This is a genomic window from Vreelandella sp. 2A-K22 (assembly GCF_054065485.1).
Window position 1 is genome coordinate 155,923 of the sequence record NZ_JBSUGC010000013.1, and the last position, 11,589, is coordinate 167,511.

Consider the following 11,589-nt stretch of genomic DNA (forward strand, 5'->3'; position numbering starts at 1 on the left):
TCAGCTACTCCATCGAGCATGCCGTCCGCCTCGCCTGTGCCTACGGCTAACGTGAAACCTCCTTCTGCAGATTATGATTTTCGCTTTGGCGGCATTCGCCGTCTTTATGGCCAGCGTGCAGCCGAGGCATTTCGTCATGCCCACGTGGTGGTGGTGGGTGTCGGCGGGGTAGGCAGTTGGACGGTAGAGGCGCTGGCACGCTCGGGCATTGGCAAGCTGACGTTGATCGACCTGGACGACGTCTGCGTTTCCAACGTCAACCGCCAGCTCCACGCACTGGATGGTACTATCGGTCAGCCCAAGGTTGATGTGCTGGCCGAGCGCTGCCGCTTGATTGCCCCGGAAATTGAGATTGTGGCGGATACTGCCTTCGTGACACCTACCAACCTGGCCGAGCGGATTCCCGACGATGCTGACCACGTGGTGGATGCCATCGACAGCGTGATTGCCAAGGCTGCCCTGATCGCCTGGTGCAAGCGACGCAAAATACCGATTACCGTGACCGGTGCTGCGGGCGGGCAAACCGACCCGACGCGTATTCAAGTGGCGGATCTCACCCGTACCGAGCACGACCCGCTGCTATCCAAAGTGCGCTCGCGGCTGCGTCGGGATTACGGCTTCTCCCGTAACCCTAAACGGCGCTTCTCAGTGGAGTGCGTCTACTCCGATGAGCAATTGGTGTACCCCGGCGCCGACGGTGAAGTCTGCCTGCAAAAGCCCGGCAGCGGCGACGCCACCCGGTTGGACTGCGCTTCGGGCTTTGGTGCCGCTACCTTTTTGACCGGCACTTTTGGCTTTGTGGCCGCCTCCAAAGTGCTGGAGCGCCTGGCCAAAAAAGCCAACCAGACAGCTGTCGCAAACGCCACCCAAGAGGAGAGCTCATGACCACCCCCGTTCCCGGTATTTACCGCCACTACAAAGGCAGCCTCTACGAAGTGCTTGGCACTGCCCAACACAGCGAAAGCGAAGAGCCGCTGGTGGTGTATCGTGCCCTCTACGGCGACTACGGCCTCTGGGTGCGCCCGCTTGAGATGTTTACGGAAAGCGTGACGAAAGAGGGCCACACAGAGCCTCGCTTTGCGCTGGAAAAGGCTTTTAATTAACATTCTTTTAGGGCTGTTTTGATATGTTCTACAATAATATTTTCAATATTATCATCAAGCCCTGCTATCTCATCATCAAAATAAATTCGGTGAATTTTAAAAGAAGCGGCGCTTGCTACAATAGGTGATATTGATGCTATATCTAAAATCTCTCCACCTATTTCCACATTTATTTGTTGAGGGTCGCCACCTAAAACGTACTCAGGCTTATAGATTGGTCTTCCATAGGTGTCGTAATAACAATTTTTTTCTTTGAAAATGGCTGTTTCTTTTAATTTTTCACAAGCCTCTTGGCAAATTTTATTTATTATTTCTATGCGTTTTATGGCATCTTCTTTTTTTATTGGATGGTTGCTTGGGATTATCCGTTCTGCAATTTTCCAAACATCATGAGCTCGATAGATTTTTCTTGAGGCAATGCGATTTGCTATTTTATTAATTGTTGGATCGTGAGCAGTTTTAAATAAATATAAAGAACCCCAGAAAAGTGAATCATCAAGTAATAAGGAATTATCAAGTTTATCTGGTTGGTGGAAGAAGGTAACTAGTGGATGCTGTTCATTAATACCCGCATTTTTTTCATTCCCTTCAGCTATGAGCTCAAAAACTCTACTGAGTAGAAGAGCAAACATGTACTCCAGGCCACGAGTTCTCTTATGTAAATAAAGAGTGGGGTATAGCTGGAATAGCGTAACTGTGAATTGCTCTAAAGAGATATAAGCTTTGCTTTTGGCATAAAGGAATTTATCATCCCCGTTTTCGCCAATCTCTAGGTTCCGAATTAACCAGTCTAGATCTACACCACCTGAAGAGACGCCTGCGAAATAAGGGTCACGTTTTGCGTAATCTAGTCTATCAGCATCAATTTGACTGGATACAATTGAAGTATAGATACAACTTCTATCAGTTTTATTAATTATACTAGCAACATGATTAGGTAAGTCGACTCCACCTAGATTTATTAGATGCTCTTTAACTGATGATTCTAATATGATTCGAGAACTAATTTTTTCATGCTTCACAGCATCTTGAAGTTTAAGATTGCTATTAATTAGGTTGGGATTCCTTTCAAAAAATAAGGCCATTGCTTTTTCAAATGCATGACTAAACATGCCATGCCCAACATCATGAAGAAGTGCTGCAGCTAGGCAGGCTTGTCCATCGTTAGACCATTTCCCTTGATGTGCATTCGGTTCCACTATCGAGAGCATTTTTTTCGCAACAGCATACACCCCAAGAGAGTGAGCAAATCTTGAATGAGTGGCTGAAGGAAAAATATTATCAGAGAAACCAAGCTGTTTAACTCGACGTAAACGCTGAACGAAGGGGTCAGATAGCATATCTTTTAAATTATTTTCTGAGTCGCCTTCAAACTCAATGAAGCCATGTATTGGGTCTTTTATCATCTTGATTGTCATTTTTTTATCTCATTTATTTTGAGTTGAGAATGGAAGATTGTTTTTTTCAGACGCTTCAATATCACGAGAAAAATCAGAGCGGCTATAGTTTCGTGGGTAGTATGAGAAGCTTTTTAGTGCGAAATAATCGTCAGCATTCATGTACCTGCGAGATAAGTTCAAACTGATTGACTCAGCTTCTGTTGAATCTATATCTTTGCTAAGGTGCATCATAGTAATACCTGTCTGATCAGCACTGTTGTTATCAATCGGTCTAGCTCCAAGTACAATCCAATCTTTAATAAGCACTTCTGCCGTTTTGGGAGGCCCGTAAGCAATAACTGGGCCTACAGAGACACCTGTTATGTTTGATGAATTATGATCTAGCCAATCTTGCGTTTCTTTTAAAGTAGATTCTGTTTCTCCCGCATATAGCAAAACATTTACCTTTGCCATAACTCCATTTTTTTTGCAGGCTTCTAATAGCTCTTCGGCTTTGCGGAGATATCGATCTGGTTTGTCCGTTTTGTCCATAGAAAGTATTTGTTTCGGTGATGCTGTTTCTAATCCTAAGTCCAGAATTTTTAAACCAGCTTCAGCTAAGCTTTCTACTGTTGAAGTTTGCATCACATCAACACGAGTCTCAGTCCTCCAGCTGATATCGAGATCTAATCTTCGGGTGTTCTCTGCTAAACTAGCAGCCCATTTTGAGGTAGGTAAAAACATTGATGACTGAAAATAGGGGTGGATTTTTTCACCACCGTATTGCTCTTGAATTTGTGATAGAGATTTAGCTATATTTAAAGGAGAAACTAGCTTTTCAATCGGTATGTTACGTTCTTCACAAAACATACACCCCATCCCACATCCCCTGGAGGCCTCAATGCTTGGCTGATAATGGGAATAGTTTTCGACTAGTTGATGGTTAAGCGTGAAATTCGGCGTAGGCGCTTCAATATGGTTGAGTATCTGATTACCATTTAGAAATCCCACAATATAGGGTTCGCTAAGCCCTGGCGCTAGTGTATCTACTTCTGGGAGCTTCGTTTGCAACCATGCTGGATCTGGGCCGACGACCCAACGCCCGCCAACAACCAGCTTGCAATCTGGATCTGCAGCTTTTGCTAACTGACAAAATTGTTGTGCCCACGATAGAGCGTAGAAGCTCGGAATTGAGAGCATTAGAGGGTATTTAGATGGGAACTTACCTGACGCTTTCATCTCCGCTAGTACCTGACCTGGAAGCATATGATCCCCGTGGATCAGCACTGTCTTATGGCCTAAGTAATGTAGCTTGGTGGCTAAAGATAAAGCCCCATAATTTAGGTAGAGCTGTCGACGAGCTAGTACGTGATCTCTTTTTTTCGGAGAAATTAGACCTGCAGAGACAAAAACGACGTAATTTGAGCGATTCATGAGGATTCACAAAAACAATGAGAAGCTAAGAATACATGGTTTTACCTTTTTGCTATTCAAGGAATAGACCAATTTTTGGGCGTTGTTTTAGAAGCAGTTTTGTGGTTACAAAGCTCTGTCGTCTCTACAAACACAGCAGGCTAATGCTTTTTTGATATGGACTTTCTCTTACTAAGCTGGAGAAAGTGCCTTGAACGCATTAGGTTATTGCTTTAACTCATGACCTAATCTTAGGAATATTCAATGCCCACGCTATCACCCCAGCAAACGCTGAAAGAAGTATTCGGTTTTGACGACTTTCGTGGCGGCCAGCAGGCGGTGGTGTCAAGAGTGCTGGATGGGCACTCCACGGCGGCGATTTTCGCTACCGGCGCGGGGAAGTCATTGTGCTACCAGCTTCCAGCGCTTCATCTACCGCATTTAACCCTGGTGGTGTCGCCGCTGCTGGCGTTGATGCAGGATCAGCTCGCGTTTCTGGCCCGCCGCGGCGTGGCAGCTGCAAGCATTGACTCCACCCAAGATCGAGACACCACCCGTGAGGTGATGGAGCGCGCCAAGAGCGGCGAGCTGAAAATATTGATGATCTCGGTTGAGCGGCTCAAGAACGAGCGCTTTCGGCACTTTCTACGCCAGGTTCAAATATCGCTTTTAGTGGTCGATGAAGCCCACTGCCTCTCTGAGTGGGGGCATAACTTCCGCCCTGACTACCTCAAACTGCCGGACTACCAGCGCGATTTTGCTATCCCTCAGGTGCTGCTGCTCACCGCCACGGCGACCCCAGCGGTGATAGCCGATATGGGTGAAAAGTTTGCCATTGCGCCGGAGAACGTGATTACTACCGGCTTTTACCGTTCCAATCTTGAACTGCTGGTATCTCCGGCCATGGAAGGTCGCCAGCAGCAGCTGATCAACTGGCTAAAACCGCAGATGCAGCCGGGTAGCGAAGCGCCGACGATTATTTACGTCACCCTGCAACAAACTGCCGAGCGAGTCGCTAAGGCGCTGGCGGCCCAGGGGATCGCTGCCCAGGCCTACCATGCAGGGCTAGATTCCCAGCGACGGGATGAGATTCAGCGGCAATTTATGAGCGGCGAGTCGCCCTGCATCGTGGCCACTATCGCCTTTGGCATGGGCATCGATAAGGGCGATATTCGCAACGTGGTGCATTATGACCTGCCTAAATCCATCGAGAACTATAGCCAGGAGATTGGCCGGGCGGGACGCGACGGCCTGCCTTCTACCTGCCTGACCCTGGCCGGGCGGGATGGCTTGCGGGTGCTGGAAAACTTCGTTTACGGCGATACCCCTGAATATGCTGGTATCTATCGCCTGCTGGAAGAGATCGCTGCGGCAGGCCAAGCGCCGGATCACCAGTGGGAGGTGCTGCTCAATACGCTTTCCCGCGATACCAATATCCGCCCGCTGCCGCTGAAAACGCTGCTGGTGCGGTTGGAAATGCACGGCATTATCGCCCCGCGCTTCGCATTTCTAGCCGAGTACCGGCTGCGCTATCACATTGAGCCTAGTGAATTAGTTAGCCGCTTTGAAGGCGAGCGGGCGGCCTTTGTTCGGCTTTTAGTCGATAATATTCCTATCGCCCGCACCTGGGGAACGGTGGATTTTGACCGCCTACATCAGGCGGGGCAGGCGCAGCAGATTGACGCTTCCCGTGCTCGCGTCATTACCGCCCTTGAGTATTTTCAAGATAAGGGCTGGCTGACCTTGGAAGGCAAGCGGATGACTGACGTCTACGAGATCTGCCAGCCGAACTTTACCATTGAGGCATTGGCGAGCCAGCTGTTTGAGGATTGCCTGAATCGGGAGCGAATCGAGATTGAGCGGCTGCAGGCTATGTTGGCGCTGTTTGAGTCGGAGAGCTGTCTGACGCGGCGGCTGGCCGAGCACTTTGGCGATAGCACTTTTGATGCGCCATCAGACACCGAGCAGGGCCGCTGTGGCCACTGTTCGGTGTGTTATGGCCATCCTGTTAGGCTGTCTGATGTGCGGCCTGAGCCTGAACTGACCGCTGCTGATTTTCAGCGCTACGCCACACCGCTGATTGAGCGCCACACCGAACAGTTCGGACAGCCGCCCAATGCCCAGCGGCTGGCGCACTTTCTGTGTGGCTTGACCATGCCGGTGTTTACCCCGCTCAAAGCCCGCAGCCTGAACGGCTTCGCGGTTTTTGAGCAGCGCGCCTACCCAGAAGTGCGTGAGTGGGCGGAGGCGATGCTGGGACAATAAAGGCCGATCAAAGTCCGAACGGTAACCCCAGCCAGTACCAAATAAAGAACAGGCTGCTCCAGCCGGTTAACACGGCGAGGGAGTAGGGCATGGCGATGGTCAGTAGATGGCCAAGAGTAAACGACTTGTTGTAAAGGTGAATGACCGCCAGCACTAACGGTAGATAGGGGTTGATGGGTGAAATCACGTTCGTCGATGAGTCGGCTACCCTGTACGCTGCTTGGATGGCTTCTGGCTCAAGGCCCAACAGCATCAGCATGGGTAGAAAAATCGGCGCCATCAGCGCCCACTGCGCAGAGCCACTGTAAAGAAATAGGTTCACGACGGCGGCCAGTAAAATAAAGCACACTAAAGCCAGCGCCGTAGGCATATTAATTTGCAGCAGTAGATCCGCGCCATTCACTGCGCTGACAATCGCCAAGTTTGACCAGTTAAAGATGGCAATAAACTGCGCCACCATAAAGACGATGACAATAAACCCACACATATCGCGCATCGCCGCTTCCATTAAGCGCGGCACATCGCTGGATTGTTTGATCTTACCTACCGAAACGCCGTACACAATGCCGCACAGGCTAAAGAACAGCACGATGATGGGCACCAAACCACTCATAAAGGGCGAAGGTAACAGACCCCCTTCAGCGCTGCGTAAGCCGGAACCCGCTGGCAGAATCAGCAGCAGGATAACCGCGATATAGGCCAGTGCCGCTATACCGGTGTAGCGCAGCGCACGCCGTTCTGTGTCGGTTAACTGTACGCCGTGGCTTTTGTTCTCATCATCACTCTGATCCTGAAAGCGCGCCAGCATGGGCTCGACATACTTGTCGTTCATGACGGTGATAATCAGGGTAATTAACGGCACCGAGACACACATAAAGAACCAGTTGGACACCACGCTGACTTCGTAGCCGGGGCGAACGCTCTGAACGACTTCCGTCGAGATGCCGGATAGCAGCAGATCTGTGCCCGCAATAAAGAAATTGGCGCTAAAACCGGCAAAAACGGCGATAAAGGCCACCATAATGCCGGCAATCGGGTTCCGGCCAACAGTTTTAAACATGATGGCGGCCAAAGGGGGAATCAGGAAAACCGCCGCATCCGAAACCAGATTGCCGATGATCGAAGTGATGACCACCGCCGGGGTAATAAAGCGCGGCGCCACATTACTCAACATGCGTCGGATGGTGGCATCGGCGAGGCCAGTTTTCTGAATCAGCCCCAGCGCTAATACCATCACCAGTACCAGCCCTAGCGGGCGGAAACTAGTGAAGTTAGTGACTGCCCCGGTCACCATAAATCTTATCCCATCCCAGCTAAGCAGCGAACGAACCTGAACGAGCTCGTCGGTGGCAGGGTGGCGCGCAGGCTCGACCCACACGCTCATCACAACCGACAGGCCTAGCGTGACGACAAAAAGTATAAAAAACATAATAAAAGGATGGGGCAGGGCATCGGCTATTCGCGCAATCCGGTGCATTAATCCGGTGTTGCCACCGGACGTTGAGAGTTTGTTCGCTTCCATGTTGTTCTCCGCTTTATATCTGGAAGTGCTGCTTCTTGAAGTGTGCTTTCTTGAACTGCGCTTTCTTGAAATGCTTAGCGAGAGGGGAGTTCACGCTGTATTAGCTGAACAAAATAAGAGGCGCCCACCGGGATAATGTTGTCGTTAAAGTCATAGCTGGGGTTGTGAACACTTACACCACCGGTTTCGCCTTCAACACCATTGCCCAGAAACACATAGCAACCCGGAACGGCTTGCAGCATGAAGGAGAAGTCTTCGCTGCCAGAAATCGGTAAGCAGTCAGGGTTGACCTTTGCATCGCCGACTACTGCGTGGGCAACATCGGTGGCGAGTTGGGTGGCTTGCGGGTCGTTGACCGTGGCCGGGTAGCTACCGGGGTGAATGGTGAGCGTTGCGGTGGCGCCGTAGGCTTTAGCAGTACTGGCAACCAGTTGTTCCAGTCGTTGAATTGCATGCTCCCGTACTGCGTCGTTAAAAGAGCGAATGCAGCCCTGCATGGTGGCGGTATCGGGAATGACGTTGAAGGTGCCCGAGCCGGCATGCAGGTCGGTAAAGGACAGCACGGCGGAATCGAGCGGGGCAGTATTGCGGCTAACGATAGACTGCGCGCCGCTGATAATCGCGCTCACGATCAGCATCGGATCAACGGTGTGCTGCGGCATTGCCGCATGGCCGCCTTTACCGTGAACGTCAATGGTGAAGCGGTCTGAGCTGGCCAGCAGGGGGCCTTCGCGAAGCCAGAATTCGCCTTGAGGAATTCCCGGCATATTGTGGATACCGTAAACGCGGTCACAGGGGAAGCGCTCAAACAAACCATCATCCATCATCGCCTTAGCGCCGGCTAAGCCCTCTTCAGCGGGCTGGAAAATAAAGTGTACGGTGCCGGAAAAGTCGCGATGTTTAGCCAGATACCATGCGGCGGCCAATAGCATGGTGGTGTGGCCGTCGTGGCCGCAGCCGTGCATTTTTCCCTGGTTAAGAGACGCATGAGCGAACTGATTGTTTTCCGTCATGGCGAGGGCATCCATATCGGCACGCAGTCCGATGGTACGAGCGGCGAGCGTTTTGCCGCGCAGTACGCCGACGACCCCGGTTTTAGCGATGCCGGTATGAACCTCGTCAAATCCCCACTCTGTGAGCTTGTCCGCCACTAACTTGGCGGTGCGCTGCTCCTCAAAGCCCAGCTCCGGGTGCTGATGAATATTCTGTCGCCAAGCAGTGAACTGTGCGTTGTTACCCGCAATTTCATCGATCATAGGTAGCCCTTTAGGTTTATTGAAACGATAGCACTTAAGCTATAGCTAAATATTATGCTTTGAGTTTTGGGACGAAGTCTTTTAGCTACCTTTAACTGTATACTGGCTTTTTTAGTCAGATATATTGATTTTTGCTTATTGAAGGATGACGAAATGTTATGGCTTATCGAGGATTTACGGACAGCCAGATAGAAGCCTTCATGTGGATTATGAAAACCAGTAGCGCTACGGAAGCCGCCAGTAAGATGCTGATTTCACAACCGGCGATTAGCCGTTTGATAAAACAGTTGGAGGCGCGGCTTGGGTTTGATCTGTTCGAACGCCACAATAATCGCCTGCTCCCGACCCGGCGTGGCACGCTGTTTTATGACGAGGTGGAGCGGGTTTATATTGGTTTACACCATTTGCGACAGTTTGCCGAACGACTGAAAGAGAGAGTGGCAGGCCAGTTAAGAGTGGTCAGCATGCCTTCTTTTGCGGTGAGTCTGGTGCCAGATGCCGCTACGCTGCTTGCCGAGCAGTTCCCTGACCTTGAAATTAGTCTCTACTCCTACCGATCCAGCCAGATAGCGGAGGAAGTGGTGGCCCAGCGCTTCGATTTTGGCATTACCACCGATCCTCGAATCGATCCGCGCTACCAGAGCTTTCAGTACTCTCTACCTGGCATGTGCCTTATTCCGCCAGGGCATCCGCTGGAAGCTAAAGCGCTTATCGACATTGAAGATTTCGCCAATGAAACGCTGATTTGTGGTGAGCCCAATGAGCAAAGCCGTAATCGGATTACTCAGCGACTGAGGAAACATGCCGTTTCGCCCAAAAAAATATGGACAGTCTCGCTGGGGGAGATGGCGATCCGACTAGTAGCGAACGGTGCCGGTCTTGCGGTGTTAAACGCCGTATCGGCCTGTTATGCAAAGCGAGCGGGCGTGGTGGTTCGCCCGCTCGCGTTTGATATTCGTTATGACTTTCAAATTATTTTGCCGCTGGAAAAAGATCTTGAACCCGCTATCAACAACATCAATGCTGAGCTGATCGCGTTAGTCGAGCAGAAAATTTTCGAAAGCCTCAAAATGTTTGGCTAAAAATCGCCTGGCTGTAGGATAAAGGCAACGGGATTGACCTATTACTCCCTTTACTCCCAGGCAGGGAAGGGATCGGGCAGCTGTTTCCACGCCTCTATGCCTTCCACAAGCTCGTCTTCGCTCAAAAGGCAGGCGTCCAACGCTGCGCGCATCCGCGGTTGATCCAGGTTCTGGCCGATAAAGACCAGTTCCTGGCGCATATCCCCGAACGGCTCCTGCCACTTCTCCATAATAAACTGACGCGTTTCAGGATCCGTTGGCCAGTGTTCTTCGGGAATTGCCTTCCAGAACACGCCTGCCGGGCCGTGGTGGGCGATGCCGCCTGCCTGACTCCACTGACCGGCGGCTTGAGGGCGAGTGGCGAGCCAGAAAAAGCCTTTTGAGCGCAGCAGACCCTTACCAAACCACTCCTGGTTCAGCAGATCGTGGAATTTCTGCGGATGGAAGGGGCGACGGGCATGATAAGCAAAGCTGGCAATCCCGTACTCTTCGGTTTCTGGTACATGCTCGCCGCGCATCTCTTTGAGCCAGCCCGGTGACAACTGGGCGCGCTCGAAATTGAACTTACCGGTATCCAGCACTTTATCGAGCGGCACGCCGCCTTGAGTGATCGGCACCAGTTCCGCGTCGGGGTTCAGCGAGAGCAGGATAGCCTTCAGCGCTTCTAACTCTTTCTCACTGATCAGGTCAGTCTTGCTGATCAGCAGCACATCACAAAACTCGATTTGATCAACCAGCAGGTCGGCGACGTTGCGCTCGTCGTCTTCGCCTAAACTTTCGCCCGCTTCAGCGAGGCTTTGCGCTTCGCGGTACTGTTCAAGAAAGTTGGCGCCATCCACTACGGTCACTAGCGTATCCAACCGAGCGACGTGGGAGAGACTCTGGCCGCGTTCATCTTCAAAGGTGAAGGTTTCTGCCACGGGCAGCGGCTCGGAAATCCCGGTGGACTCAATGACCAGGTAATCGAACTTGCCCTCTTGAGCCAACTGGCTGACTTCTACTAGCAAGTCTTCGCGCAGGGTGCAGCAGATGCAGCCATTGCTCATCTCTACCAAGCGCTCTTCTGATCGGTTCAATGCAACATCGCCATCCAGCGTCGACTCACCAGGGCCACCCCGCACCAGCGCACCGTCGATATTCACCTCGCTCATATCGTTAACGATGACCGCCACCCGGCGGCCCTCACGGTTGGCGAGAATATGATTAAGGACGGTGGTTTTACCGGCACCTAAAAAGCCCGACAGTACGGTGACGGGCAGGGGAGAAAACGCAGTCATTGCTAGCACACCTCTAAATGGTTTTATGTTATGTGATAATATAACAATATAAGTGCTTAGAGGAAGGTTTGTTTCAGAGGAGGTCGGGTCAGATTCGTATCTGCTAGTGGATCTCAGCGCTTATATTGCGTTGGGCAATATCCACGTAGAACATCCGGCTCGCTCATGCCAAACAGCGTTTCGATCGCTTCAAACGGTGTGCGGCCTTCCCAGGCCATTTCGATAACACGTGACTGTTCGTCATCAGGTAAGCGGCGAAAGCGCTTAATGGGGGCTTTTGGCATCGCCCACC

Annotated in this window: 10 protein-coding genes; 4 read left to right on the forward strand and 6 right to left on the reverse strand. The window is 51.2% G+C overall.

Annotated elements, in window-relative coordinates; translation table 11 throughout:
* The first annotated feature begins 18 nt into the window (after positions 1-18).
* Positions 19-885 (forward strand): tRNA cyclic N6-threonylcarbamoyladenosine(37) synthase TcdA, encoded by an 867-nt coding sequence (gene tcdA, locus ACW17M_RS17835; RefSeq protein ID WP_457547891.1) that lies wholly within the window; start codon positions 19-21, stop codon positions 883-885.
* The gene (locus ACW17M_RS17840; RefSeq protein WP_457547877.1) at positions 882-1,103 is read left to right on the forward strand and encodes a DUF1653 domain-containing protein; all 222 of its coding nucleotides are present in this window, start codon (positions 882-884) and stop codon (positions 1,101-1,103) included. Before tcdA ends, ACW17M_RS17840 begins: the two co-directional genes overlap by 4 nt.
* Here the strand turns inward: ACW17M_RS17840 and ACW17M_RS17845 are convergent.
* Complete coding sequence (locus tag ACW17M_RS17845; RefSeq protein ID WP_457547878.1) at positions 1,100-2,521, reverse strand: HD domain-containing protein; 1,422 nt, start codon at positions 2,519-2,521, stop codon at positions 1,100-1,102. The two genes, ACW17M_RS17840 and ACW17M_RS17845, sit on opposite strands and share 4 nt — an antisense overlap.
* Positions 2,522-2,530: 9 nt before the next feature.
* Positions 2,531-3,916, reverse strand: coding sequence for a B12-binding domain-containing radical SAM protein (locus ACW17M_RS17850; RefSeq protein ID WP_457547879.1), 1,386 nt, complete (start codon positions 3,914-3,916; stop codon positions 2,531-2,533).
* 243 nt (positions 3,917-4,159) lie between these two features.
* Between ACW17M_RS17850 and ACW17M_RS17855 the strand changes: the two genes are divergently transcribed.
* Entirely contained in the window at positions 4,160-6,160 is a 2,001-nt protein-coding gene (locus ACW17M_RS17855) for a RecQ family ATP-dependent DNA helicase (protein WP_457547880.1), read from the forward strand.
* Between the two features lie 7 nt (positions 6,161-6,167).
* On the opposite strand, the gene ACW17M_RS17860 is transcribed toward ACW17M_RS17855, so the two are convergent.
* Entirely contained in the window at positions 6,168-7,682 is a 1,515-nt protein-coding gene (locus ACW17M_RS17860; protein ID WP_457547881.1) for an AbgT family transporter, read from the reverse strand.
* Positions 7,683-7,756: 74 nt separating this feature from the next.
* The gene (locus tag ACW17M_RS17865) at positions 7,757-8,938 is read right to left on the reverse strand and encodes a M20 aminoacylase family protein (protein WP_457547882.1); all 1,182 of its coding nucleotides are present in this window, start codon (positions 8,936-8,938) and stop codon (positions 7,757-7,759) included.
* Between the two features lie 158 nt (positions 8,939-9,096).
* Here ACW17M_RS17865 and ACW17M_RS17870 point away from each other — a divergent pair, with 158 nt between their 5' ends.
* Complete coding sequence (locus ACW17M_RS17870; RefSeq protein ID WP_009288373.1) at positions 9,097-10,020, forward strand: LysR substrate-binding domain-containing protein; 924 nt, start codon at positions 9,097-9,099, stop codon at positions 10,018-10,020.
* Positions 10,021-10,070: 50 nt separating this feature from the next.
* On the opposite strand, the gene zigA is transcribed toward ACW17M_RS17870, so the two are convergent.
* Together zigA and ACW17M_RS17880 are read right to left on the reverse strand one after the other, a co-directional pair.
* Positions 10,071-11,297, reverse strand: a complete 1,227-nt coding sequence (gene zigA, locus ACW17M_RS17875) for a zinc metallochaperone GTPase ZigA (protein WP_457547883.1) — start codon at positions 11,295-11,297, stop codon at positions 10,071-10,073.
* 113 nt (positions 11,298-11,410) lie between these two features.
* Positions 11,411-11,581, reverse strand: a complete 171-nt coding sequence (locus ACW17M_RS17880) for a DUF2805 domain-containing protein (RefSeq protein WP_022520117.1) — start codon at positions 11,579-11,581, stop codon at positions 11,411-11,413.
* Positions 11,582-11,589: the final 8 nt, after the last annotated feature.

Bases quoted from the DNA above. Each gene is read 5' to 3' on its own strand.
- ACW17M_RS17850 (WP_457547879.1), bottom strand. From the start codon at position 3,916: ATGAATCGCTCAAATTACGTCGTTTTTGTCTCTGCAGGTCTAATTTCT.
- ACW17M_RS17860 (WP_457547881.1), bottom strand. From the start codon at position 7,682: ATGGAAGCGAACAAACTCTCAACGTCCGGTGGCAACACCGGATTAATG.
- tcdA (WP_457547891.1), top strand. From the start codon at position 19: ATGCCGTCCGCCTCGCCTGTGCCTACGGCTAACGTGAAACCTCCTTCT.
- ACW17M_RS17840 (WP_457547877.1), top strand. From the start codon at position 882: ATGACCACCCCCGTTCCCGGTATTTACCGCCACTACAAAGGCAGCCTC.
- zigA (WP_457547883.1), bottom strand. From the start codon at position 11,297: ATGACTGCGTTTTCTCCCCTGCCCGTCACCGTACTGTCGGGCTTTTTA.
- ACW17M_RS17880 (WP_022520117.1), bottom strand. From the start codon at position 11,581: ATGCCAAAAGCCCCCATTAAGCGCTTTCGCCGCTTACCTGATGACGAA.
- ACW17M_RS17855 (WP_457547880.1), top strand. From the start codon at position 4,160: ATGCCCACGCTATCACCCCAGCAAACGCTGAAAGAAGTATTCGGTTTT.
- ACW17M_RS17870 (WP_009288373.1), top strand. From the start codon at position 9,097: ATGGCTTATCGAGGATTTACGGACAGCCAGATAGAAGCCTTCATGTGG.
- ACW17M_RS17865 (WP_457547882.1), bottom strand. From the start codon at position 8,938: ATGATCGATGAAATTGCGGGTAACAACGCACAGTTCACTGCTTGGCGA.
- ACW17M_RS17845 (WP_457547878.1), bottom strand. From the start codon at position 2,521: ATGACAATCAAGATGATAAAAGACCCAATACATGGCTTCATTGAGTTT.